Below are 25464 nucleotides of genomic sequence, written 5' to 3' on the forward strand. Positions count from 1 at the left end.
TCCGCCTCTGGGCACCAATAGTAAACAAAGACACCTAGAGTTAGGTGTTTTTTTATGTTCCAAAATAAAAGAATTTAATTATCAAAAGGAAAAGTATAGATTATATTGAATTTAATATAAATCAATAAGTAATAACTTAACAGGGGGATGCAAGATGAAGACTTTGATAATTGGTAATGTATATGTAGATGTAATAATAAATGTAGACTCATTACCAAAAACAAATGATGATATTTTATGTAAAAAGCAAGTTATTTCCATGGGAGGATGCGCTTATAATGTAGCAACAATATTAAAAAATTTTGGGGTAGAACATGATTTAATATCTCCAGTTGGAGAAGGTATATATGCAAGTTTAATAAAAAAAGAACTTGTGGAAAATAATTATAAAATACACATAAAAGAAGATGGAGAAGATAATGGTTATTGCTTATGTTTAGTAGAAAATGATGGAGAAAGGACGTTTATAACTATAAAAGGAATGGAATATAGATATAAAATGAACTGGTTAGATAATATAGATAGTAGTAATTATAAAAATATATACATATCAGGCTATGAAATGGAAGGCTATAACGGGTGTATTATATCTAGTTGGTTAGAAAAACAAAGAAATAAAAATTTATTTTTTGGTCCAGGTCCAAGAATTAACTTTATAGAAAAAGAAATTTTAAATAAGATATTTAAATTAAATCCAATACTTCACCTTAATGAAGAAGAAGCTGTAAAATTTACTAATGAAAAAGATGTACTAAGTGCGGCTAAATACTTGAATAATATAACTAATAATACTGTATTTATCACTCTTGGAGAAAATGGAGTGCTTTATTTTGATAAAGATAATTATAAATTTGTAGAGGCTATAAAAACTGAAGTAATAAATACTATAGGAGCTGGAGATAGTCATATAGGAGCTATAATTTCATCATACTCTTTAGGATGTAGTTTTGAAGAATGTTGTCATATTGCAAATAAAGTATCTTCTAGAGTTGTTAACAGTGAGAAAAGTAGATTGGAAAAAGATAAATTTAATAAAAATGAATATATATTAGATAATAAAGTTATAGTATAAAACTTTTATAAATATAAAAACACCTATCAAAGATAGGTGTTTTTTGGGCTAGCGTCGACTTATACCCGCTGGTACAAGTTTTCCCTAAAGCTATTATAATATATAATAAAATATATGTAAATATAAAAGTTAAAATTTATAAATAGATATGATAGAATTAAATTAATATTAAAGAATATTAATTTAAAGGGGAAAAATATGAAATATTATATGAAATCTAAATTATTTAAAATTAAAGAAGACTTTTGGATAAGGAATGAATATGAAGAAGATGCATTTTTATAGATAAAAAGTTTTTATCTATAGGTCTACAATTTGATATTATGAAAAATAGTTCAATAATTTATAGCGTAAAGGAAAAACTGTTAACATTTATGAGTAATTACGAGATTCTTGAAAATAATAAAGTAGTAGCAGCTGTAGATCAAAAGCTAACTTTTTTTAAAGATAATATAAAAATAAATAGTAATTATGGAGATTTGACTGTAAAAGGGGATATTTTTGGAATAGATTATGAGATATTTCAAGGGAATAAAGTTATAGCAACAGCAAGCAAAGAACTTTTTGCTTTTACTGATAATTATAGTGTTAACATAAACTTTGAAGATGAAGCATTTATATTATGTTTAGTTGTTATAATAGACAATATAAAAGATAAGAGGAAAAATAATCAATAGACTTAGTTTAAATAAAATAATACACAAAATAAGAAGTAAAATAATAAAAAAAGTAAATAATAACTATGGTATATAAAATTATAATTAAAGGAGAATAGTTATGGCAAATGTATTAAGTACAAATGAATTTATAGCAAATGTAGAAGGTGGAGACGGGGTATACGTAGTAGATTTTTTGCTACTTGGTGTGGTCCATGTAAAATGCTAGCTCCAGTATTTGAAGAAGTAGCAAGTGATATGGGTGCTCAGATTGGTTTTGGTAAAGTGGATATAGACGAGAGTTTAGATATAGCAAGAAAATATAATGTAAGTACAGTGCCAACAATAATAGTTTTCAAAGGTGGAGAACCTGTAGAAACAATGGTTGGATTTATGCCAAAAGAAAGTTTAATAACTAAATTAAAAGCATACGTATAATTATAAAAATAAAAACTAGAGGAACTTCCTCTAGTTTTTTATTTTTATGCCAAAGTTATAAATTCAACACAAAAATTAAAAGCATATCTAACTAATAATTATTTTACATATAACTATTATTGTAACAAATAAAATGTACGCGCATAAAATGTATTAAAGGGTAGATTTATGTAATAAATTTTATTATATATTGGAGATGTGATAGATGGCACAAACACCTAGAGAACAAGGAAAAGTTGAAAAAACAATTAAAAAAGTTGTAGATCCAGTAGAACAGATAGGAAAAGAAGTAATAAATGGAGTAGGATCTGTTGCTAAAGAAGCTATAAAAGGTGGATATAATGTAGGTAAAGAAACTTTAAATACTGGTAAAGCTGTAGGTAAAGTGGTTAAAGATACTATTAAAAAATAGTTATAACTTTATATGTTAATAAAAGGTGCATGTACTAATGGTACATGCATCCTTTATTAAATTATTAATTTTTATATAACCGGTATATAAGTTATGTTTCATATGCAAGTTGGTAATCAAGTGAAGTTACACCAATTGCAAAATTTGAAAAAAAGTACTTGTTATCATGTCCGTAGCTATTATTTAGAGCCTTTTTATTTATGAAAGATATAAAAGAAATAAATAGCATAACAATAAATAATATTATAATAGGTTTATATTTTTTAAAAAAAGGATGTAAATTTTCGAATTTATCCACTTGTTTATTTATTTTTAAGGACTTAAGTTTATTTTTTTTCTTTCTTTTAGAATAAGGAATAACCTTAGCAGAGTCACCTAAGTTTTTATTATTAAGTGGATGTTTTTTATTAAAATCATATCCAGAACTATCTTTTGGTTTAAATTCAATAGTATTATTAGTTTTGCTTTTCAACAGTATCCCCCTACCTTGTATAATATATTGTATATCTTGCTTAAAATGATATTTTAAATTTAAATAGATACCTCTTTAAGATAATAGTACTACTAATAAATAAAATATACAAGAAAAGGTATCATCTATAATATTACAAAATTAGTATTTTTTTTATATATATTGATATTAAATACTAGGAAATAAATTTTATGTAGAAAAAAATAAAAAAATGTAAAAGAAATATATTTTTTATATTGAAATCGAACGATTGTTTGGTGTATAATAAACTTGTAAGAACGATTGTTTGAAAATGTAAATTAAAAATAATTTATAAAATATCTTATAAAAATAATTAATTAAAAGTGGAATAAATTAAAAATATAAAAATATAATATAATATAACTAACTTAAAAGGAGTAGGAACTGATGATAATTACACCTAGAAAAATACAAGATATAACGTTAGCAAATTTAAAAAATGGGGAAGTTACTTTAATGGAGTTAAATGAAATATATAAAAAAATGGGATTTGCATTTGTTGGTAGCCAAGGAAAATTTACCAAAATAAAAAAGGAGATTAAACATTAATAAATGTATAAATTTAATATAAAACGATTGAGTAAAACCTAGCTTGGGTAAAATACGATACTAAGCTAGGTTTTTTCGTATTATACAGTAAAATAGCCATCTATAGCAATATCTTAATTTTGATGCAAGGATAATAAAAAAATAATAAAAGTATAAAAGGAGGAAATTATTATGAAGATTGTATCCTATAATATTCATAAAGGTATGGATGCAAATAATAAAATAACTTTAGGGAAAATTTCTAAGTATTTAAAAAATTTAGATGCAGATGTTATTTGCCTACAAGAAGTACTTTACCCTCAATTTGCAAAATTAAAATCAGATCTAAAAATGGATGGTGTATTTGCTGCTAACGTAATTAAGCCTGGAGTGATGTATGGTATATGTATATTTTCAAATAAAGAAATATATAATAATGAACATACTCTACTAACTAGTAAAAACGAACAAAGAGGTTTTTTGAATGCAAACATACTTTCGGAGTATGGAAAGATGAATATTATAAATACTCATTTAGGGTTAGATAAATATGAAAGACAAACCCAAATAAATGAAATATTAAGTTATTTGTATAATGTGGAGGGTAAAAGTATTATATGTGGTGATTTTAATGAAAAAAATATAAGTTTAAGTAATTATAATGATATGGCAGTATATACAGGAAAGTATGATATATGTACTTTTTTTAAAACTGATGCAAGAATAGATTATATATTTATAGATAAAATAATTCTAATAGATGATTATGTCGTTGATAAGATAAAATTGTCAGACCACTATCCAATTATAGGGAAAATTTAAGGAAATTGTAACAATAAGGTTACATATGACATCAATATCTTGTTTAAAAAAATATATTAAAATATAATCTACTTAGTCTTAAAAATGAGGTGGGGTAATGATCAAAAAAGAAACTGAGAAAAACGTAAGTAAAAAAGCTAGTAATGAAACGAGAAAGCCTAAAAAATCAAAAAGGTCAAAGAAACATAAAAAGTCGAAACATAAAAATTTAATAATATCACTTGCTGCGACTGTTTTTATTTTAGGGTTTATGTTAGACCATTTCAACCAAACATATATATACAGTAATACTATAGCTAAAAATATTTCAATAGAAGGTGTTGATGTGTCAGACATGACAAAAGAAAAAGCTATTGAAAGTGTCCATGCAAGTAATGCTCCTAAAAGTATAAATTTAGTGCATGATGGACAAAAATATGAAATTTCAGCACAAGATATAAATTTAAAATATAGTGTAGAAAAAGCTGTAGATGAAGCTTTCAATTATACTAAAACGGACTCATATTTTGAAAATATAAAAAGATATTTTAATCTTAAGAAAAATAAGAAAAATTTAGAAATAAAGCCTTCTTATGATGAAGCACTTTTAAGTCAAGCGATTAAGAAAATATCAGATAAAATAAATGTAGATATGATAAATGCAAGTGTTAGCATATCTCATGGAGGAAGCATCAGTACGACTTCATCTCAAACAGGAAAAGAATTAGATATAGCATCAACTAAAGAAAGTATTTATAATATGCTTGAAAGTAAGAAACATGGTGATATAGAACTTAAAGTTGACATTAAGAAGCCGCACGTTACAACTGAAGATGCTCAAAGTGTAAATGCACTACTAGGACAATACACTACTAAATTTGGAAATAGTCCAAATAGAGTTGCTAATATAAGTGTATCAGCTAGAAAAAGTAGTGACGTATTACTAATGCCAGGTGAAGAGTTTTCATATAATAATCTAACAGGAATGAGAACTAGATCAAATGGATACAAAGATGCACCAGTTATAGTAAATGGAGAGTTGCAAGAAGGTCTTGGTGGAGGGGTTTGCCAAGTTTCAACAACTTTATATAATGCAGTATTATACTCAGGAGTTAATGTAACATCTGTTAGAAATCATTCACTATTATCAACATATGCACCTATAGGCCAAGATGCTATGGTAAATGATGGAGGAACAGATTTTAGATTTAAAAATCCATATAAGCATCCTGTATATGTAAAAACTAGTGTAGGAAATGGAACAGTAACGTCTAAAATTTATGGTAATGTAAATGATAAAAAAAATATATCTATAAAAGTAGATGCATTTAAAGAAAATGGTAAAGATGCAGCTAAAACATACAGAGTGTATAAAGATGGAAGTGGTAAAACGATACAAACTGAGTATATAGCAAAGAGTGTATATAAAAAGCCTAAGAAATAATAAAAATACTGTATAAAAATGATTTTAAATATTATCACCTAAAAATTGTGAGCTAGAATAAAATCAATAGATATTCAATTATTTACTATTTAAATATATAAAAAAAAGAGATATAATAAATTCAAGTTTATTAAAAATATATACTAATTAAAGTAATCCTAACAAAAACCGTACATATAAAATATGTGCGGTTTTTTACATATAAGGAAATTTTATTTTATCTGGTTTATGGATAAATATAATTTCCAACTACTAAGATTAAAATTATTCGTAAACACAGTTTTTCAAGAAACGGACCTGGTTTGTCGGTCGTTTGAGCCACGTATGGGCGAATTACTTGAGCGATATGAGTAAAGTGAATTTTTTATTAAATTAAGAAAAATATAATACTACAATATATGGAAAAATATTACACAAATTGATATAATTATTCTTATAAAAGGATAGGAAAGGGGGGAGAAAAAGTTGAATTTTATAGGCAATAGATATGAGATAATAAATTGTGCAGGGGATATTGACCTTAACAAAATTTATAAAGCAAGAGATGCTTATGATAATAAAACGGTACTTATAAAGGTAATAGAACATAATCCTAATATATATGAAGATTTTGTGTCAAACTTAATAGATGAAAGTACAATGATTAAGCAAATACACTCACCCTATATATTAAAAATAATAGATGTTGGAATTCATTGCACAGAATTAACTACACTATATTATATAGTTAGTGAATACAGCGAAGGAATTGGTCTTGATGATTTAATATCTGGAAACTACCTACATTTAGAAGCAATTATAAATATATCAACACAAATTCTAAAAGCATTAGAAGTGACTCATACAAACCGTGTATATCATGGAGATTTGAATCCAGGGAATATAATAGTAGATGAAATGTATAATGTGAAAATATTTGGATTTGGAACAACTAAGGCTAATAATGGCGTAAATTTAAGAGTATGTGACGAAGTTAAATATTTATGCCCTCATCAATTATGTATCAACTATACAGATGAAGAAAGTGATTACTTTACTTTAGGACTTATTTTATTTGAATCTATATTTAAAAAATTACCATTTGGAGAAGCTAATAATGATGAGGAAATGCTTAGACTTATAGATAAAGGTATCGCATGGAATGAATTAAAAGCGATAAATGGAAACGATGAACTTATAAATGTTATAAAAAGACTTTTAAGCAGAGATAAAAAATACAATAATATTCAAGATATAATAATAGATTTAAGCTCTATAATGTACGAAAAGGCAGATATAGAAGAAGAAGTTCAAGAAATTGAAGAATTTAATGAAGTTGATACTAAAGATAAAAAAAGAAGAAGTACTAAATTATTATTAGCAGCTTCAATGGTTGCTCTTGTATCTGTAATGATACTTAGTGTTATATAAAAACTATTAATAAAGAAAAATACTCATATTTCCATGAAATATGGGTATTTTAATATAAAGTTAAATTAAGGTTAAAATATTTTTGTAAAAAAGTTCTTGTATATTTCAAATTATAAAAATATAATAAAGAAGATTAAAATTATCAGCGAGGTGAGCTATATGAAAAACTTAAAAGAAGGTCTAATTAGTTTAAAAGAAGAACTATTAGGTCTATTAAACACAATGTTAGTATCAGAAAGAATAAATAGCCAAAGATGTGTTGCAAAAGATATTGATACAACAAAGACTATACTAAATCATAAAGATGAAAGTGAAGAATTCACTCAACATGACTTAGATACAATAGGAAAAGAATTACAATCATTAACAAAAGAAATAAAAGGAATAGCAAATACCGTACTAGTATCAGAAAGAGTGAACAGTCAAAGATGTGTTGCAAAAGATGTAGACACAACAAAGACTATATTAGACAATAAGGATGAGAGTGAAGAATTTACTACAGAACAAATTAAAGAACTAGCAGATGAAGCTAAAGGAATTATAAATACAGTATTAGTATCAGAAAGAATAAATAGCCAAAGATGTGTTGCTAAAGATGTAGATACAACAAAAACTATATTAGATAATAAAGATGAGAGTAAAGAAGTTAATAAAAAGGATATAGATAACTTAATAAAAGAATTAAAAGATATAGTTAATGTAATGTTAGTATCAGAGAGAATAAACAGCCAAAGATGTGTTGCTAAAGATGTGGATACTACAAAAACTATAATAGAAAATCATAAATAAAGATAAAAGGACTAATTTAATCTAAATTAGTCCTTTTTATATGTTGCTTTATGTAATTTTGTATACAATAAATAGTAAAAAATGGTATAATTTAGAGACGAATTAAATAAAGCAAAGGGTGAAATAATGAATAGGGGAACTAAGGGGATACTTGCTAGTATATTATTTTCATTATTGCTAATAGGTCTAAGGGTAGAAGATGTATCAGCTATAAATAATGAAGAAAATAGAAATTTTAAAAGAATAACAATAGGAGATGGATTATCTCAAACTACTATAAAATCTATATTCCAAGACAGTAATGGGTATATGTGGCTTGGAACAAGTGATGGATTAAATAAGTACAATGGTCATAAATTTGAAGTATATAAATCTAAGAAAGATGAAGAAAATAGTCTTAGCGGAAATCAAGTAACAGATATAGCAGAGGATTTAGAAGGTAATATTTGGGTGGCTACAACTAAGGGGTTAAATAAAATTAATAATGATAAAAGTAAAAGTATAACAAACTATTTATCTAATAAAAATGGATGCAATATCTCTAATAATCAGATAAAAGACATATTAGTATCTAAAGAAGGAGATATATTAATAGCAACAGAAAATGGACTAAATAAATATGATAAAAAAAATGATAATTTTATTAGATTGTATGATTCTAAAGATGAAGACTATTCATTAAGTAATCAATTTATAAATTCAATAGCAGAAGATAATAATGGATATTATTGGGTTGGTACTAAAGAAGGGCTTAATAGAATAAGTAAAGATACTAATAAGGTAGTTAAATATTATGCAAATGATGAAGATGAAAACGCTATTAGTAGTAATTATATTTATAAGGTTTATATAGACGATTTAAATTTTTTATGGATAGGAACCTATTATGCTGGACTAAATAAAATTGATCTAAGTAATGGAAAAGTAGAAAAATTTATGGCATCAAAAGATACTAATAGCATCGCAGGAAATTATGTCAAAGATATATTAAGAGATAGTCGTAATATTGTATGGATTGCAACTGATCATGGACTTAGTAAACTTGATGAAAAAACTAACAATTTCACTACATATAGATCAAAAGGATATGATAATAGGAGCTTGTCTTCTAACGAGGTCTTAAGTTTATATGAATCTAAAGTAGGTACTATTTGGATTGGTACATGGTCGGGAGCAAGCTTATTTAATCCAGATAATTTATTTAACCACTATAAAAATGATCCTCTTAATAAAAACTCTTTAAGTGAAAATATGATTTCAGGGATATATGAAGATAATGAAGAATTATTATGGATAGGAACAAACCATAACGGTATTAACATATTTGATAGAAAAAACAATGAAGTAACTAGGATAAATAATAATAGTGATATATCTCTTAGTAATGATTTAGTAAGAGATATAACAGGAATAAATAATGAAATTTGGATAGCGACTGAATATGGATTGAATAAACTTGATAAAAGCACAAACAAAATTACAGTATACAAAGAAGAAGATGGATTATCTAATAATGATGTAAGAAGTTTATATATAGATAGTGAAGAAACACTTTGGATTGGTACTAAGGACGGATTATGTAGCTTTGATAGAAAAAATAAATTCACTAACTATACAGAAATATTTAAACAAATTGGAGTAAATAAAGACTCAATTGCAGATATAGTTGAAGATAAGGATAAAACCATGTGGTTTGCAGGAGGAGTTGAAGGTGAATTAATAAAATACGACAAAGCTACAAAGAAAGTTAAAAGCTATAACTTTGTTAGAACAAGCGAACAAAGTAATGATACAGTACTATCAGTTAACGCAGATAGTAAAGGTAATATTTGGGTTGGAACTGATTATGGTTTAATTAAATTCAATAAAGAAAGTGAAGAAATTACTAGATATACAGAATATGATGGACTAGCTAATAATTTTGTATATGGAGTGATTTTAGATAAGTATGAAGATGTATGGATAAGCACTAATTATGGTATTTCAAAATTTGATGTTCATAAAGAGAAATTCATAAATTTTGATAGTACAGATGGTCTTCAATCAAATGAATTTAACCAGTATTCATATTATAAAAGTAAAAATGGTGAAATATTCTTTGGAGGAATAAATGGATTAACCAGCTTTGTACCAGAAACTTTAAAGGAAAAATATTTTACACCAGATGTTACTATAGAAGATATTAGTAGTAATGGTGAATTGCTATCATTAACAAGTGATATGAAATTAAGTTATGAGAATAATCAATTACAATTTAATTTTTTTGTTCCAGACTATAGAAATACAAGTAAAATACAATATGCATATAAATTATCTGGATTAGATAAAGACTGGGTTTTTTCAGAGAATAGAAATAATGCAAGCTATACTAATTTAGAACCAGGCAAATATACCTTTGAAGTAGTTGGAAGAAATTCTAGTGGGAAATGGAGCAATCCTTCTCAAATAAATATAGAAATAGAAAATCCATTATGGAAAACACCCATTGCATATATGGGGTACATATCTATTTTACTAGGTATAGTATTTATAGTATGGAATAGGGTTAAAATATTAGATGGACTAGTAAAGCAAAGAACTATAGAATTAAATAAAAAACTAGCTGAAAATAAAGATCTTTATTTAAAATTACTAAAACAGGAAAAATATAAGAATAATTATTTTGTAAACTTATCACATGAACTAAGAACACCTTTAAATGTTATAGTTTCAATTCGAAATCTTATAGAAAATTTAAACAAAAAAGAAGAACATATACCAAAGGAAAAAATAAGCCATCATATGAAAATTATGGATAAAAATTGCAATAGACTAATTAGCTTAATAGACAACATAATTCATACATCGAAAATAGAGTCAGGAAGTTACAAGTTAAATATAAAAAAATATGATATTATTTATTTAGTTGAAGAAGCTGTTCTTTCTATGAAGGACTATATTGAAGAAAAAGGAATTCAACTTATTATAGAACCTGATATAGAAGAAAAATATATAGAATGTGATAACTTAGAAATTGAAAGAACAATTATAAATCTTATATCGAATGCAATTAAGTTTACAAAACCTAAGGGTAAAATAGAAGTCAATATATGGGATTTAGGTAAAGCTGTAAGAATCTCAGTTAAAGATACAGGAATAGGAATAGACCCTAAATATCATGAGTCAATATTTGACAGATTTACACAAGCTTATGAAGACACAACAGAAGAATATGGTGGAAATGGTTTAGGATTAACACTATCAAGGCAAATAATAGAGCTTCATAGAGGGAAAATATATGTAGAAAGTGAATTAGGATTAGGTAGCGAATTTATAGTTATACTTCCTATAAAACAGAGTAAAGAATTTAAATTAAAAATAGAAAATATATAAAAAGATGCTGTGAATTATTCACAGCATTTTTTTATTACTTAATTTATTTATTTCATGATAAAACAATAATTTCAAACATATAATGAAATAATTTAGTATACAGTATTAGGTAAATCACGCTTTCTTATTCAGAAGCAAAGATGAAAAGAGATTAATGGAAATTATGAGGTTTATTTTAAAACGTAGAAAAGAAAAAAGTTGGATATAATTTAAAATAAGGTTCAGAATAAAAACGATTTACTCAATACGAAATAAAGGTAGTGTAATGGTCTCAAATGGGTCTGTTACTATGTTAGGTAAAGTAAAAAAATGGTCTTTAAATTAATTTCAAGCTTAAAATATATTAAAAATATATGAGTGTAACATAAATTATAAAAGATGAATAATTATATCTAAAAACACCTATTTTATGGTAAAAAAATAACAATAGGTGTTTTAAAATGTCTAAATATTAATTAATATAAATAAAAAACAATTAATATGTTGCACTAAATAAATTAATATGATACTCTATATAAAGTAATTAAATGATAACGATAAAAATATTTTAAAAAATAATATAGATAGTGTATTTGTTAGGAGGTAGACATGAAAAAAATATGTGTAATAGGTAGCCTTAATATGGATTTAGTAGTTAAAGTAGATACTATGCCTAAAGGTGGACAAACATTAATAGGAAGTAACTTCAAAGAAGTACCTGGCGGAAAAGGTGCTAATCAAGCAGTTGCTATGGCAAGATTAGGAGCTAATGTATCTATGATAGGAAAAGTTGGAGATGATAGTTTCGGTCAAACAATGATAAATGCACTTAAAAATGATAATGTAGATACAAGATACATAAATATAGAAAAAGGACCTACTGGTGTAGCTCTTATAACAGTAGATAAAAATGCAGAAAATTCAATAGTAGTTGCTCCAGGAGCTAACTATAAGGTAGATAAATCTTATATAGATAAAAATTTAGATGCTATTAAAAATAGTGATATAGTAGTTGTTCAACTTGAGACACCTCTTGATACTATAAAGTATGCACTTAAAAGAGCAAAAGAGCTTAACAAGTATACAATACTTAATCCAGCACCAGCTGTTAAATTAGAAGATGAATTAATAGAAAATGTTGATCTATTAACTCCTAATGAAACAGAGCTTGAAATAATAAGTGGAGTAGAAATAAATTCTGAAGATGATATATTAAAAGCTGCAAAGATAATGATTGAAAAAGGTGTTAAAGAACTTATAGTTACATTAGGTTCAAAAGGAAGTTTATATATAAATAAAGAAAAATCAATGTTTAAAAAAGCATATAAAGTAGATGCTGTAGATACAACTGCAGCAGGAGATAGTTACACAGGAGCGTTGTCAGTAGCATTTGCAAATGATAAACATGTTGAAGAAGCAATGGATTTTGCATCAAAAGTTGGAGCACTTAGTGTTATGAAAGAAGGAGCTCAAAGTTCTCTACCAACACTTAATGATGTATTAAACTTTAGGGGGTAGAAAAAATGAAAAGAACTAAACTTATAAATAGTGAATTATCATATACAATATCAAAAATGGGACATACTGATAGTTTAACTATCGGAGACTGTGGATTACCTATTCCTGAAAATGTATCTAGAATAGATTTAGCATTAACACATGATGTACCATCATTTTTAGATACATTAGATGTAGTACTTGAAGAATTATGCGTTGAAGAAATAGTAATAGCTAGTGAAATAGAAGGTAAAAACAATGCTATATACAAAGAAATACTAAAAAGATTTGAAAATATAAAAGTAACTAAAGTAAGTCATGAAGAATTTAAAAATATGACAAAAGAGAGTAAGGCAGTAGTAAGAACTGGAGAATGTTCTCCATATGCAAATATAATATTAAAATCAGGTGTAGTATTCTAGACAAAATTATTATGAACATTAAGAGGTAATAAAATGAATAAACCGATTCTGAAAATGAACAATATAGTTAAAGAGTTCCCAGGTGTAAAAGCTTTAGATGGTGTAAATTTAGAGTTATATGAAGGTCGTGTAATGGCACTTATGGGAGAAAATGGAGCAGGAAAATCTACACTTATGAAAATATTAAGTGGAGTTTACAAAAAAGATGGTGGGCAAATATTCTACCAAGGAATAGAAACAGATATAAAAGGTCCAAAAGATGCAGGTGAAAAGGGAATAGCTATAATACACCAAGAACTTAACTTAGTTAAAGATTTAAGTATAGGTGAAAATATATTCTTAGGTCGTGAGCCTAAAAGTGGATTTAGAATAGATTTTAATAAGCTTCATGCTGATGCAGATAAATTATTACAAAAATTAAATGTAGAAATAAGTTCAAAAGAATTAGTAGAAAACTTAAGTATAGCTCAAATGCAAATGGTAGAAATAGCAAAGGCATTATCACTAGATGCAAAAATAATAATCATGGATGAGCCAACAGATGCTCTTACTGATAAAGAAACAAAAAGTTTATTTAATGTAATAAACGAACTTAAAAATGAAGGTAAGGCAATAGTTTATATATCTCATAGATTAAAAGAAATATTTGAAATATGTGATGCTATAACAGTTCTTAGAGATGGAAAGTACGTTGGATATGAAGAAGTATCAAACTTAGATGAAGATAAGATGATAGAAATGATGGTAGGAAGAAAACTTACAGACCAATTTCCAAGAGTGAAAACAAAAATGGGAGAGACAGTATTAGAAGTTAAAAATCTTACTAATGAATATATAAATAATATAAGCTTTGAAGTTAAAGCAGGAGAGATTTTAGGAATATCAGGTTTAATGGGGGCAGGAAGAACGGAACTTGCCAAAACTATATATGGTCACTTTAAAAAGACTAGTGGTCAAATATACAAGTACGGAAAATTAATAGATAATAAAAGTGCTAAAGATGCACTTAAAAATAGAATAGCATACGTTTCTGAAGATAGAAAAGGAGACGGGTTAATACTTGATTTATCAGTTAAAGAAAATATGTCTATATCATCTTTAGATAGAGTATCATCTTTATTTAAAATAAATAAATTTAAAGAACTTGAAAGAGTTAAAAATTATATAGATAGAATGAGAATAAAAACTCCAAGTGAAAATCAACTAATAAGAAATTTAAGTGGAGGAAATCAACAAAAGATTGCAATAGCAAAAGCTTTAATGACTCACCCTGATGTATTAATACTTGATGAACCTACTCGTGGAGTAGACGTTGGAGCTAAAAAGGAAATATATGATCTTATAAATGAGTTTAAAAATAGTGGTAAAGCAGTAATAATGATAAGTTCTGAAATGCCAGAAATACTTGGACTTAGCGATAGAATAATGGTTTTAAGTCAAGGGGTAGTAACAGGAGAGTTTGACATAAAAGATGCGACTCAAGAATCAATATTAAAGTGTGCAGTAGAAGCTAAGGAGGCATAAAATTGACAGCTAAAGTAGAAAAACAAAATAAAAAGAGTATAGACATGAAGGAAATTGTAGTAAAATATAAAAGTTTAATAGGACTAGTATTATTAATAGCAGTCGTATCGATATTAAGTCCATCGTTTTTAAGTAGTAAAAATATATTTAATATACTTAGACAAACTTCTGTAAATGCAATAATAGCAGCGGGTATGACTTTTGTTATATTAACTGGAGGAATAGATCTTTCAGTAGGTTCAATTCTTGCAATAAGTGGAGCAGTATGTGCAAGTTTACTTGCTTCAGGGCAAAGTATAGTAGTAGGAATAATAGCAGCAATATTAGTTGGAGCTTTCGTTGGATTTTTAAATGGATTTGTAATAGCAAAAGGAAAATTACAACCTTTCATAGCAACATTAGCAACAATGACAATTTTAAGAGGTTTAACATTAGTATTTACAGATGGTAAACCAATAACTTTAGGAAGTAACGATTTAGCTATTAAATTTGGAAATATAGGTGGAGGTATGATATTTGGTATACCGACTCCAGCAATAATAATGTTAGTAGTATTTGTAGTTTGTGCATATGTCCTTAAAAGCACTAAAATGGGAAGATATACATATGCATTAGGTTCAAATGAAGAAGCAACAAAGTTATCAGGACTTAATACAGATAAAATAAAAATATGGGTATACACTATAAGTGGTATATTAGCTTCAATAGCAGGTATCATAATAACATCAAGATTATATTCAGCACAACCAACAGCAGGTACAGGTTATGAATTAGACGCAATAGCAGCAGTAGTTCTTGGAGGAACAAAGCTAGCTGGTGGTAAAGGTAAAATAAGTGGAACTATAATAGGGGCATTAATAATCGGAGTATTAAGTAATGCACTTAACATATTAGACGTATCATCATATTACCAAATGATGGTTAAAGGTATAGTTATATTAATAGCAGTACTTTTAGATAGAAAAAATAACTAGGAGGAAATGAAAATGAAAAAATTTCTTTCTATAACAATGGTACTAGTGTTAAGCTGTTTAACATTAGTAGGATGTAGACAAGTAGATAATGATACTAAAAAAATAGGGCTTATAGTATCAACATTAAATAATCCATTTTTCGTAGATTTGAGAGATGGAGTTATAAAAAAAGCTAAAGAGTTAGGGTATGAGGTGGTAGTACTTGATTCACAAAATGACCCAGCTAAAGAAGTATCTAACATGGAAGATATAAGCGTTAAAAATGTAGACGTAGTTCTTTTAAATCCTGTAGATTCAGATTCAGCAGTAGCATCAGTTATGATTGCAAATAATTCAGATTTGCCGGTTGTAACAGTAGATAGAGCTTCAAATGGTGGAAAAGTAGTATCTCATATAGCATCAGATAATGTAGCTGGTGGAGATATGGCAGCTAAGTTTTTAATAGAAAAACTTGGTGGACAAGGAAATATAGTTGAACTTGAAGGTATAGCAGGATCTTCTGCAACTAGAGATAGAGGTAAGGGATTTGAAGATGGTATTAAAGGAAGTAGCTTTAATCTAGTATCAAAACAAAGTGCAGACTTTGATAGAACTAAAGGACTTTCAGTTATGGAAAATATAATACAATCTAAATCAGATATATCTGCAGTATTTGCACAAAATGATGAAATGGCACTAGGTGCTCAAAAAGCACTAGAAGGTGCAGGTATGAAAGAGGTGTTAGTAGTTGGGTTTGATGCAACAGAGGATGCTGTTGATGCAGTTAAAAAAGGAAAAATGGCAGCAACAGTGGCACAACAACCAATACTAATAGGTGAAACAGCAGTTGAAGCAGTTCATAAATTATTAAGTAATGAAAAGATAGATGCTTATATACCGGTTGAATTAAAATTAATAACTAAGTAATAAAAAATGGTATTGTCAAAATTATTGGCAATGCCATTTTTTATTTAAATAAATTAAGTAATAATTATATTCTTAAAAAATTAAAAATATTCTAAAAAATATAAAGGTGTTTAGAAAATAAAAAAATTTCCAAAAAAAGGTTTACAAATTAGTTACAATTAGATTACTATTATAAATATAAAAATTACAAAATAGTAACAAAAACTGAAAATTATAATGTTGGTATAAAAAAGATAATTGGGAGGATTTTATGATAAAGAAAACAATGATAATTTGTATGCTTCTTTGTTCATTCATATTCGCTTTTAATACTCTAGATTCATATGCAGATAGTACAGGAGTAGTCACTACATCAAAGCTCAATGTAAGAAGTGGTCCATCGACTAAATATAAAGTAATAGGATCTTTATATAGAAATAATTCTGTGACAATATTAAGTAGTAGCAATGGATGGCATAAAGTAAGACTATCAAATAATAAAGAAGGATGGTCAAGTGGGAAATATATAAAAGTAGGGTCAAGTTCAAACAATACTAATTCCAATACAAGTAATACATCAACAGAAAATCAAAGTAAGTATGCTATGAATGTAGTTGCAACAGCATATACAGGATATAGTACAACATCAACAGGGCAAAAACCTGTATGGGGAACTATTGCAGTTGATCCTAAGGTAATACCTTATGGAACAAAGGTTTATATACCTTATTTTGATCAAGTATTTGTAGCAAATAATACTGGTGGAGCTATAAAAGGAAATAAAATAGATATATTTATGAATACAAGAAAAGAGTGTTATAACTGGGGAAGAAGAACTATAGAAATACAAGTACTTAAATAGTTTAAACTATTTAAAAATAAAAGGAGGGATTATCCCTCCTTTTATTATTTTTTAGATTTAGTAAGATATTTTTTGCTATTTACTATAAGCATAAAAGTACTTAATATTATTCCAAATGATGATAATATTACAAATACTAACTGATTTGATTTCATAAAAATATCAAATGAAACCATACAAATACCCATAGCAGTTATTAACAAAATATCCCAGATCCTGTCCATGGAAATATATATTCCTCCCTTTAATTTACTTTATTTAAGTTTTTATAATAAACTTAAATAGTATATATGATATATATTGAGATTATATACTAATTATATGTTTATTGTTCTTTTTGGGATACTAAGTTTTATAGTTTTTTCAATTTCTTCTAGCATCCTTTCATTTTTTGGATCTATGAATAAACAAGTATAACCTTTTTCACCAGCTCTACCACATCTACCTATACGATGTACATATGACTCAACACTTTCAGGTATATCATAGTTATAAATATGACTAACACCACTAACATCAAGACCTCTAGCAGCAACATCAGTAGCTATTAGGTATTGAATATCAGCATTTCTGAATGATCTCATTATTCTTTCACGCTTAGATTGTTGTATATCACTGTGTAATTTAGCACAGTTAAATCCTCTTTGATAAAGACCTTCTTCTAGTTTATCAACTCTTGCTTTTGTTCTACAAAATATTATAGCCATAAATGGATTATCTTCATTTAGTACACTACATAATGCATCTTGTTTATGTCTGTCAGTAGTTTCAACTACTTCTTGAACTATATTATCAAGAGTTACATCGGCTTTAGCAACGGTAACTACTGAAGGGTCTTTCATATATCTATAAGCAAGTTTTTTAACTTGTGAATCCATAGTAGCAGAAAAACATAATATTTGGCGCTTTTTAGGTATAGCACTTATTATAGACTCTATATCATTTTTAAACCCCATAAAAAGCATTTCGTCAGCTTCATCAAGGACTAGTGTTTTTAATTTACTAAGATCGATAGTTTTTCTCATTATATGATCTATAAGTCTACCTGGAGTAGCTATTACTAAATGAATATTACCCTTTAACTTTTTTAATTGAGAGCTTATATCTTTACCACCATAAGCTGCTAGAATATTTAAATCTTTACCTTCTTTAAGCTTCATAGCTTCTTCAGTTATTTGAATAGCAAGTTCTCTAGTTGGTGATATGATTAAAGCTTGTATATGATTATTGCTTAAATCAATATTTTCAAATATAGGTAGTAAAAAAGCTAAAGTTTTACCAGTACCAGTTTGAGCTTGAGCAATAACGTCATTTCCAGATTTAATAAGTTCAATACTTTGTTCTTGTACTGGCGTTGGATTTGTAATGCCGTTTCTATTTAAAATATTTACTATATTTTCATTAATTCCTAAATTATTAAAATTCATTTTTCTTACCTTTCATTTATGTGTATTTAATTAAATTATAAGATTGTAATCTATTAATAATATCATAATATTTAGATTAATACTAATATTTATGACCTAAAAATGAAATTTTTATCTAATTATGTCTGATAACTCTATATTAACATTAGAAAGGTTATCTCCAGATACAGTATTAAATTCTTCAATAATTTTAATAGGAATACTTACTTTAAATGTAGAGCCTTTATTTATCTTCGAATCTACAGATATAGTTCCTTCATGTAAATCTACAAATGACTTTACAATAGATAAACCTATACCACTACCTTCATTATATTTAGTAAAACTATCATCTATTTGAGTAAATTTATCAAATATCTTAGATAAGTTTTTATCATCTATTCCTATTCCAAAGTCCTTAACAATAAATATAAGTAATTTATCTTTAACAACTATATTAGCAAGTATCTTTGAGTTACTTTTAGAAAATTTAATAGCATTAGAAAGTAGGTTTAAAACGATTCTTTCTATTTTTTCTGAGTCAACAGCCATTATTAATTCTTCGGTATTAGTGTCAAATACTATTTCTAACTCCTTAGATATAGCATAAGGAATAACTGATAATACTGTATCTTCTATTAAAGTTATTACATCTATATTTTTTAAATTTAAATCACCAAAACCAGAATCTATTTTTGCAATATCAATTATATTGTTAATAAGTCTAATAAGTCTATTAGCATTTTGATCAATAATATCTAACGTATTATCGATATTATTATTAGTATTATTATTTATCTTCCTCAAAAGTTGATTAGAAGAAGATATAACTGCAACTGGAGTTCTAAGTTCATGGCTTATATTTGATATAAAATTACTTTTAGTATTGTTTGCATCTTCAGCAAGCTGTTTTGCACGCATTAATTCATCTTGATATTTTTTATGTCTTATTGATTTAATTAAAAGAGCTATAATTATTAATATAAAGCCTAGTATAGTAAAGCTAACGGGAAGTATTAATCCTTTATACTTTATTAAAAATGGAGTAGGTTTATTTATTATTATAGATTCTTTTGGAATCGAATTTAAGGAAATATTATTTTTCTTTAAATTGTCATAATTAAACATCCATATATTAGCTTCATTATTATTTATAAATTTTGGTAATGATATTTTATTACTTAAAATATCATTAATTAACTTAGCAGCCTCTTTACCTTGTTCATAATGGTTAATAACCTTACCACCTATCATATTTTTGTAAATATCATAACTTAAATTCGTAAAAATAGGAGCTTTAATATTTTCATTGATTACATCAATAGACTTTTCAACACTTATAGACTTTCCAGCTCCATCACGATAAGGATATAGGAAAAATACAATATCTTTATCAGAATTTAATTTTAATAGATCATTTAGAAAGTCATTATTAACTTCTGATGGCATAGGTAAATATTTAAAATTAAATTGTTTATATGAATCTTTAAAACTATAAAATTCATTTATTTCTTTTTTATATCTTTTTGCATCACCTGTAATTAAAACTAAGTTTCTTTTTTCTTTACTGTTTTTAGGATAAAGCGTATTTATTAAATCTAAATTCTCAGATATAGAAGGGGATTCAATTACACCTCCACTAATATTTAATTCTTTAGCTTTTTTTATATTACTTTCTTCACTTACCCCAAAGAAAACAATTGGTACATCATCAAATAAAGAGTCTTTATATTTCAAACCGAAATTTAAGGCCATATCGTCGCCTAAAATTATTGCATCAAATTTTTTATAATTCTTAATCTTAAACTTTAACAAATTATAAAATGTTTCTTCACTTTGTTCAGATTTAAACTTTTTCCCATCCATATATTCAATTTGTAAATCATATTTAGAGTTAAGTTCATCAGATAAACCTTTAATTTGATCATTAAAGCTAGTAAAACCTGGAGAATATGAACTAATAAATAATATACTTTTATCTTGTGCATTTATTTTTATAGGATAAAAAAATATATTAACAACTAAAAATATGAATGTAATAATTTTAAAAAATTTATTTTTCATGATGAGTGTCCTTTGTAGTTTTTATTTATTAAATATTATTATAACAAATATCATAAAACCTATGATTAAACTTCTTCATGGTAAATAATGGAAAAATAAATGGTTATTAAAAATATAAGAATAGAAATAGAAATAATATTAAAACTATAAGTAAAAGTTATAGCATTGTAAATTTGGAGGAAGCAATGAGTTGTAAATGGAAATCAAATATATGTGAAGATAGATGGTGTGAAAATAAAGCTGATGAAAGTGGTTATTGTATATTCCATAAACATAATAAAAATGATAATGAAAATAAAGTATTTATAGAAAAAATAAAAGAAGAAAAAATAAGCGATTTTAGTGGATTTATATTTGAAGATAAATTTGATATAAATGAAGTTATAGATTATGAATATGATGAATTAAAATTTATAGAAACTAAATTTTTAAAAGAAGTTATTTTTAGTGAATATGAGTTTAGAGGAAATGTATATTTTGAAAATATATACTTTAAAGAAAAAGTATCATTTAAAGATAGCATATTTGATAATAATTGTATCTTTTATAAAGTTGAATTCAATAAAAAACATATAAATGAAAAAATATTTGAAAAGGTTAAATTTAGAGGCCAAAATCTTACTATCAATAAAGTTAAAAACCTTCCTAGGATGGATGGGATAAGCTTTAACGGATGTACAAAATTTATACTTAAAAATATTGACTATAAAAAAGAATCTTATTTAAATGGTAAAGTTAATTATAAAATAGCTAGAAATCAAGCACAAAAAATAGGTGATCATGAAAGAATAGGTCATTATTATTATAAAGAAAGAGCTTATGGGTCAAAAACTATGAAAGCATCAGACTACCCGAGTTATAGAGACTATATGTCAGAAAAGCTTTTTGATATTTTATCAAGATATACTATAGGTTATGGGGAGAGACCTTGGAATATATTTATCATAGCATTTCTTATAATAAGCATATTTGCATTTTTATATATGTTTACAGGAATAAAAAGTATAAGTAACAATGTGATTGGAGTAAATGTATATAATTTAAATCAATATAGCTTTTTAGAAATTATAAAGTCATATATAGATTTGTGGTATTTTAGCATGGTTACATTTAGTACTGTTGGATATGGTGATATGATTGTAACTAGTATATTTGGAAAAATACTAGTAAGCATTGAAGTTTTTTTAGGAGTCACAATTGGTGCAACGTGGGCATCTGTGGTAATAAAAAGAATGATAAGGTAAGTTAGTAAATTATTACACATATATTATCAACCTAAAAAGGAAAAAACTAATATATACTTATTAATTCAAGAAGGTGACAACTGTGAAAAAGAAAATTCAACAACTATTGATACTTTTCATAATCTTAGCATGTACAACTCCTACAATAACATATGCTAAAGATAAAAATATTGATAAGTACTCAAAATCATCAATACTTATTGACCAAGATACAAATAGAGTTTTATATGAAAAAAATCCAGATGCAAAACTACCTTTAGCTAGTTTAAGTAAAATGATGACATTTTTACTAGCAATAGAAGCTATAGAAAATAAGGAAGTTAAAAAGACAGATATAATAACAGTAGATGCATCGATTGCTAAAGTTAGAGGTTCAAGTTATCATTAAAAGTAGGAGAAAAAGTACCTTTATACGAACTTATGAAAGGGCTTATGATAGTATCTGGAAATGACGCAGCAGTGGCAATAGCGAAACACATAGGTAAGGATGACAAAACATTTGTAGAAAGAATGAATAAAAAAGCAAGTGATATAGGAATGACAAATACACATTTTGTAAATTGTAATGGTCTTCCTATATATGATTTAAGTGATCCTAAAAAGCCACCTAAAGAAAATATATCAACTGCAAGAGATATAGCTACTCTTGGAAAATACATGTTTGACAATTATGAAAAAGAAGTAACTGCTATAACTGATATGTCTACTTATTCATATCCTGAAAGAGGATTTGTAAAAAATAATACAAATGCACTACTTAGAATGTTACCAGAAGTAGATGGTATTAAAACTGGATATACAGGAAATGCAGGGTATTGTCTATCTTTTTCGATGAAAGTAAATGAAACTGATAAAAATGAAAAAGAAAGAAGATTAATTGGTGTAACACTTGGTGCAAACCATAAAGATAAAAGGTTATCAGCATCGCTTTCTATGTTAAACTATGGAAAAGATAATTTTAATACTAAAAAGGTAGTTGAAAAAAATCAATTAATAGGTAAGAAATATATAAAAGGTTTAGAAGAATTAGAAGTATCATTAAAAGCAGACAATGAACTTTACACTATTATAGGTAATGAAGAAAATTTAAATTGTCAGGTTACATTTAAGGAAGTAAGTTATCCTGTTAAAAAAGGAGACGTACTTGGAGTAATAAAATATTATACTGATGATGGAGAAATTTTAGGTAGTGCAAATATAGTAAGTGAAAATGATGTAAATCATGCATCTTTCAAAACAAAAATTAAAATGATATTGCTGATTAGATAAAAAGAAAAATGTATATAATTTAGATAAAAAGAGTAAAAAATAAAAGAAATAAAAAATATTGTAATTTATAAATCTCTATGATATACTACTAGAGGTGAAAAAATTAAATAATCACACACGACAATGGGATCCTGAAAAGGTGCCTAAAATGGTTTTTTTGGGAGATGATCATGTCGGAGGTATAAAACCAAGGAGGTAGCAACATGTCAGTAATATCAATGAAACAATTATTAGAAGCTGGTGTTCATTTTGGACATCAAACTAGAAGATGGAACCCTAAAATGGCTAAATACATCTTCACAGAAAGAAACGGAATATACATCATAGACTTACAAAAGACTGTAAAGAAAGCTGAAGAAGCTTACAAGGCTATGAAAGAAGTAGCTGAAACTGGAAAGCCAGTTTTATTCGTAGGAACTAAGAAACAAGCTCAAGATGCTATAAAAGACGAAGCTGAAAGATGTGGAATGTTCTACGTAAATGAAAGATGGTTAGGTGGAATGTTAACAAACCACAATACTATACAAACAAGAATCAAGAAATTAAGAGAATTAGAAAAAATGGAAAACGAAGGTGTATTCAACGTTTTACCTAAAAAAGAAGTTATAAAATTAAGAGCTGAAAAAGAAAAATTAGAAAAATACTTAAATGGTATGAAGGATATGCCTGAATTACCAGGAGCTATGTTCGTAGTTGACCCAAGAAAAGAAAGCATAGCTATACAAGAAGCTCACAGATTAGGAATACAAGTATTCGGAATAGTTGATACTAACTGTGATCCAGAAGAATTAGATTACGCTATACCTGGAAATGATGATGCTATAAGAGCTGTTAAATTAATAACTGCTGCTATGGCAAATGCTATAATAGAAGGAAGACAAGGTGCTGAAGAAGAAGTATCTGAAGAAGAACAAGCATAATCAAAAAAATTACAACTAAATGGTAAGGGTCTAACCCTTACCATTAATAATATGTAGGAGGATACCAAAATGGCTATAACTGCACAAATGGTTAAAGAGTTAAGAGAAAGTACTGGCGCTGGAATGATGGACTGTAAAAAAGCTTTACAAGAAGCTGAAGGAAACATGGAAAGAGCCGTAGATATATTAAGAGAAAAAGGTTTATCTAAAGCTGCTAAGAAGGCTGATAGAGTTGCTGCAGAAGGTTTAGTTTGTATAGAAATGAACGCTGACAACACTGTTGCATCAATGGTAGAAGTAAACTCAGAAACAGATTTCGTTGCTAAAAACGAAGATTTCAAAACTTTCGTTAAAGATGCTGCTGTAATGGCTTTATCTACATCTAACGAAGATGTTGCTGGATTATTAGCTGAAACTCATCCAGAAGGAATATCTTTACAAGAAGTTTTAAACAACAGAACTGCTAAAATAGGAGAAAAGTTAGACTTAAGAAGATTCGTTAAGTTAACTACTGAAGGGCAAGTTGCTGGATACATACATGGTGGTGGAAAAATAGGTGTCTTAGTTGAAATGGCAACTACTGCAAGAGATGCAGAAGTTGTAGCTATGGGAAGAGATATAGCAATGCAAGTTGCAGCTATGAACCCTAAGTACGTTTCAAGAAACGATGTAGATGCTGAATACATAGCTCACGAAACAGAAATATTAACTCAACAAGCTTTAAATGAAGGAAAGCCAGCTAACATAGTTGAGAAAATGATAAAAGGTAGATTAGAAAAGCAATTAAAAGAAGTTTGCTTATTAGAACAACCTTTCGTTAAAAATGGAGATTTAACAATAAAGCAATTAGTTGCAGAAACTGCTAAAAAAGTAGGAGCTGAAATAGAAGTTGTTAAAGTTGTTAGATTCGAAGTTGGAGAAGGTATAGAAAAGAAAGAAGAAAACTTTGCAGAAGAAGTTGCTAAGCAACTTAAGTAATTGTTAAAAGAGAACACTTAAGTGT

The 25464-nt window shown here is 26.8% G+C and carries 25 protein-coding genes; 21 read left to right on the forward strand and 4 right to left on the reverse strand.

What is annotated here, in order from left to right; all coding sequences use genetic code 11:
• Nucleotides 1–154 precede the first annotated feature (154 nt).
• From JWF52_RS06940 to JWF52_RS06955, 4 genes are all read left to right on the forward strand, one after another.
• The gene (locus tag JWF52_RS06940; protein WP_208332838.1) at nt 155–1072 is read left to right on the forward strand and encodes a PfkB family carbohydrate kinase; all 918 of its coding nucleotides are present in this window, start codon (nt 155–157) and stop codon (nt 1070–1072) included.
• Between the two features lie 281 nt (nt 1073–1353).
• Nucleotides 1354–1749 carry an LURP-one-related/scramblase family protein gene (locus JWF52_RS06945; RefSeq protein ID WP_502711247.1) on the forward strand — a complete coding sequence of 132 codons (396 nt, stop codon included), beginning with the start codon at nt 1354–1356 and terminating at the stop codon, nt 1747–1749.
• A 201-nt stretch (nt 1750–1950) separates the two neighbouring features.
• The gene (locus JWF52_RS06950; protein WP_353654889.1) at nt 1951–2166 is read left to right on the forward strand and encodes a thioredoxin domain-containing protein; all 216 of its coding nucleotides are present in this window, start codon (nt 1951–1953) and stop codon (nt 2164–2166) included.
• Nucleotides 2167–2371: 205 nt separating this feature from the next.
• Entirely contained in the window at nt 2372–2578 is a 207-nt protein-coding gene (locus tag JWF52_RS06955) for a hypothetical protein (RefSeq protein WP_042273536.1), read from the forward strand.
• A 91-nt stretch (nt 2579–2669) separates the two neighbouring features.
• Here the strand turns inward: JWF52_RS06955 and JWF52_RS06960 are convergent, their stop codons facing one another.
• Nucleotides 2670–3050 (reverse strand): hypothetical protein, encoded by a 381-nt coding sequence (locus tag JWF52_RS06960; RefSeq protein ID WP_208332840.1) that lies wholly within the window; start codon nt 3048–3050, stop codon nt 2670–2672.
• 408 nt (nt 3051–3458) lie between these two features.
• Here JWF52_RS06960 and JWF52_RS06965 point away from each other — a divergent pair, with 408 nt between their 5' ends.
• The 12 genes from JWF52_RS06965 (at nt 3459) to JWF52_RS07020 (ending at nt 17558) form a co-directional block, all read left to right on the forward strand.
• Nucleotides 3459–3620 carry a hypothetical protein gene (locus JWF52_RS06965; protein ID WP_208332841.1) on the forward strand — a complete coding sequence of 54 codons (162 nt, stop codon included), beginning with the start codon at nt 3459–3461 and terminating at the stop codon, nt 3618–3620.
• A 171-nt stretch (nt 3621–3791) separates the two neighbouring features.
• Complete coding sequence (locus JWF52_RS06970) at nt 3792–4421, forward strand: endonuclease/exonuclease/phosphatase family protein (RefSeq protein ID WP_208332843.1); 630 nt, start codon at nt 3792–3794, stop codon at nt 4419–4421.
• Between the two features lie 97 nt (nt 4422–4518).
• Nucleotides 4519–5844 carry a VanW family protein gene (locus JWF52_RS06975; RefSeq protein WP_208332844.1) on the forward strand — a complete coding sequence of 442 codons (1326 nt, stop codon included), beginning with the start codon at nt 4519–4521 and terminating at the stop codon, nt 5842–5844.
• A gap of 465 nt (nt 5845–6309) precedes the next feature.
• The gene (locus JWF52_RS06980; RefSeq protein ID WP_208332846.1) at nt 6310–7254 is read left to right on the forward strand and encodes a protein kinase domain-containing protein; all 945 of its coding nucleotides are present in this window, start codon (nt 6310–6312) and stop codon (nt 7252–7254) included.
• Nucleotides 7255–7413: 159 nt separating this feature from the next.
• Nucleotides 7414–8043: a hypothetical protein gene (locus tag JWF52_RS06985; RefSeq protein ID WP_208332848.1), complete on the forward strand. Its 630-nt coding sequence runs from the start codon at nt 7414–7416 to the stop codon at nt 8041–8043.
• A 126-nt stretch (nt 8044–8169) separates the two neighbouring features.
• Complete coding sequence (locus JWF52_RS06990; RefSeq protein ID WP_208332851.1) at nt 8170–11415, forward strand: ligand-binding sensor domain-containing protein; 3246 nt, start codon at nt 8170–8172, stop codon at nt 11413–11415.
• Between the two features lie 588 nt (nt 11416–12003).
• Nucleotides 12004–12912 carry a ribokinase gene (rbsK, locus tag JWF52_RS06995; protein WP_208332853.1) on the forward strand — a complete coding sequence of 303 codons (909 nt, stop codon included), beginning with the start codon at nt 12004–12006 and terminating at the stop codon, nt 12910–12912.
• 5 nt (nt 12913–12917) lie between these two features.
• Complete coding sequence (rbsD, locus tag JWF52_RS07000; RefSeq protein WP_208332855.1) at nt 12918–13313, forward strand: D-ribose pyranase; 396 nt, start codon at nt 12918–12920, stop codon at nt 13311–13313.
• A 33-nt stretch (nt 13314–13346) separates the two neighbouring features.
• Nucleotides 13347–14837 carry a ribose ABC transporter ATP-binding protein RbsA gene (rbsA, locus tag JWF52_RS07005; protein WP_208332856.1) on the forward strand — a complete coding sequence of 497 codons (1491 nt, stop codon included), beginning with the start codon at nt 13347–13349 and terminating at the stop codon, nt 14835–14837.
• Between the two features lie 2 nt (nt 14838–14839).
• Nucleotides 14840–15811 carry a ribose ABC transporter permease gene (rbsC, locus tag JWF52_RS07010; RefSeq protein WP_208332858.1) on the forward strand — a complete coding sequence of 324 codons (972 nt, stop codon included), beginning with the start codon at nt 14840–14842 and terminating at the stop codon, nt 15809–15811.
• A gap of 12 nt (nt 15812–15823) precedes the next feature.
• Nucleotides 15824–16717: a ribose ABC transporter substrate-binding protein RbsB gene (rbsB, locus tag JWF52_RS07015; RefSeq protein WP_353654890.1), complete on the forward strand. Its 894-nt coding sequence runs from the start codon at nt 15824–15826 to the stop codon at nt 16715–16717.
• A 250-nt stretch (nt 16718–16967) separates the two neighbouring features.
• Nucleotides 16968–17558, forward strand: coding sequence for a 3D domain-containing protein (locus tag JWF52_RS07020; RefSeq protein ID WP_208332862.1), 591 nt, complete (start codon nt 16968–16970; stop codon nt 17556–17558).
• Nucleotides 17559–17602: 44 nt separating this feature from the next.
• Here the strand turns inward: JWF52_RS07020 and JWF52_RS07025 are convergent, their stop codons facing one another.
• From JWF52_RS07025 to JWF52_RS07035, 3 genes are all read right to left on the reverse strand, one after another.
• Complete coding sequence (locus JWF52_RS07025) at nt 17603–17782, reverse strand: hypothetical protein (RefSeq protein WP_208332863.1); 180 nt, start codon at nt 17780–17782, stop codon at nt 17603–17605.
• A 93-nt stretch (nt 17783–17875) separates the two neighbouring features.
• The gene (locus JWF52_RS07030; protein ID WP_208332864.1) at nt 17876–18985 is read right to left on the reverse strand and encodes a DEAD/DEAH box helicase; all 1110 of its coding nucleotides are present in this window, start codon (nt 18983–18985) and stop codon (nt 17876–17878) included.
• A gap of 111 nt (nt 18986–19096) precedes the next feature.
• Nucleotides 19097–21028, reverse strand: coding sequence for a sensor histidine kinase (locus tag JWF52_RS07035; RefSeq protein ID WP_208332865.1), 1932 nt, complete (start codon nt 21026–21028; stop codon nt 19097–19099).
• 185 nt (nt 21029–21213) lie between these two features.
• Here JWF52_RS07035 and JWF52_RS07040 point away from each other — a divergent pair, with 185 nt between their 5' ends.
• The 5 genes from JWF52_RS07040 to tsf all read left to right on the forward strand — a co-directional run bounded on the left by JWF52_RS07040 (nt 21214) and on the right by tsf (nt 25439).
• Nucleotides 21214–22272, forward strand: coding sequence for a potassium channel family protein (locus tag JWF52_RS07040; protein ID WP_208332866.1), 1059 nt, complete (start codon nt 21214–21216; stop codon nt 22270–22272).
• An 82-nt stretch (nt 22273–22354) separates the two neighbouring features.
• Complete coding sequence (locus JWF52_RS19250) at nt 22355–22660, forward strand: D-alanyl-D-alanine carboxypeptidase family protein (protein WP_353654891.1); 306 nt, start codon at nt 22355–22357, stop codon at nt 22658–22660.
• 32 nt (nt 22661–22692) lie between these two features.
• Nucleotides 22693–23541: a D-alanyl-D-alanine carboxypeptidase family protein gene (locus JWF52_RS07045; RefSeq protein ID WP_286184041.1), complete on the forward strand. Its 849-nt coding sequence runs from the start codon at nt 22693–22695 to the stop codon at nt 23539–23541.
• Between the two features lie 203 nt (nt 23542–23744).
• The gene (gene rpsB, locus JWF52_RS07050; RefSeq protein ID WP_042273559.1) at nt 23745–24461 is read left to right on the forward strand and encodes a 30S ribosomal protein S2; all 717 of its coding nucleotides are present in this window, start codon (nt 23745–23747) and stop codon (nt 24459–24461) included.
• A gap of 69 nt (nt 24462–24530) precedes the next feature.
• Nucleotides 24531–25439, forward strand: coding sequence for a translation elongation factor Ts (gene tsf / locus JWF52_RS07055; RefSeq protein ID WP_208332867.1), 909 nt, complete (start codon nt 24531–24533; stop codon nt 25437–25439).
• Nucleotides 25440–25464 lie beyond the last annotated feature (25 nt).

Source organism: Clostridium sp. CCUG 7971 (assembly GCF_017590215.1).
Lineage (GTDB): Bacteria > Bacillota > Clostridia > Peptostreptococcales > Peptostreptococcaceae > Faecalimicrobium.

Coding starts and splice junctions, on each gene's coding strand:
- JWF52_RS06940 (WP_208332838.1), top strand. CDS start 155: ATGAAGACTTTGATAATTGGTAATGTATATGTAGATGTAATAATAAAT.
- JWF52_RS06975 (WP_208332844.1), top strand. CDS start 4,519: ATGATCAAAAAAGAAACTGAGAAAAACGTAAGTAAAAAAGCTAGTAAT.
- JWF52_RS07040 (WP_208332866.1), top strand. CDS start 21,214: ATGAGTTGTAAATGGAAATCAAATATATGTGAAGATAGATGGTGTGAA.
- JWF52_RS06955 (WP_042273536.1), top strand. CDS start 2,372: ATGGCACAAACACCTAGAGAACAAGGAAAAGTTGAAAAAACAATTAAA.
- JWF52_RS06950 (WP_353654889.1), top strand. CDS start 1,951: ATGCTAGCTCCAGTATTTGAAGAAGTAGCAAGTGATATGGGTGCTCAG.
- JWF52_RS07020 (WP_208332862.1), top strand. CDS start 16,968: ATGATAAAGAAAACAATGATAATTTGTATGCTTCTTTGTTCATTCATA.
- JWF52_RS07045 (WP_286184041.1), top strand. CDS start 22,693: ATGAAAGGGCTTATGATAGTATCTGGAAATGACGCAGCAGTGGCAATA.
- tsf (WP_208332867.1), top strand. CDS start 24,531: ATGGCTATAACTGCACAAATGGTTAAAGAGTTAAGAGAAAGTACTGGC.
- rbsD (WP_208332855.1), top strand. CDS start 12,918: ATGAAAAGAACTAAACTTATAAATAGTGAATTATCATATACAATATCA.
- JWF52_RS06985 (WP_208332848.1), top strand. CDS start 7,414: ATGAAAAACTTAAAAGAAGGTCTAATTAGTTTAAAAGAAGAACTATTA.
- JWF52_RS07035 (WP_208332865.1), bottom strand. CDS start 21,028: ATGAAAAATAAATTTTTTAAAATTATTACATTCATATTTTTAGTTGTT.
- rbsA (WP_208332856.1), top strand. CDS start 13,347: ATGAATAAACCGATTCTGAAAATGAACAATATAGTTAAAGAGTTCCCA.
- rbsB (WP_353654890.1), top strand. CDS start 15,824: ATGAAAAAATTTCTTTCTATAACAATGGTACTAGTGTTAAGCTGTTTA.
- JWF52_RS07030 (WP_208332864.1), bottom strand. CDS start 18,985: ATGAATTTTAATAATTTAGGAATTAATGAAAATATAGTAAATATTTTA.
- JWF52_RS06970 (WP_208332843.1), top strand. CDS start 3,792: ATGAAGATTGTATCCTATAATATTCATAAAGGTATGGATGCAAATAAT.
- JWF52_RS06965 (WP_208332841.1), top strand. CDS start 3,459: ATGATAATTACACCTAGAAAAATACAAGATATAACGTTAGCAAATTTA.
- rpsB (WP_042273559.1), top strand. CDS start 23,745: ATGTCAGTAATATCAATGAAACAATTATTAGAAGCTGGTGTTCATTTT.
- JWF52_RS07025 (WP_208332863.1), bottom strand. CDS start 17,782: ATGGACAGGATCTGGGATATTTTGTTAATAACTGCTATGGGTATTTGT.
- JWF52_RS06990 (WP_208332851.1), top strand. CDS start 8,170: ATGAATAGGGGAACTAAGGGGATACTTGCTAGTATATTATTTTCATTA.
- rbsK (WP_208332853.1), top strand. CDS start 12,004: ATGAAAAAAATATGTGTAATAGGTAGCCTTAATATGGATTTAGTAGTT.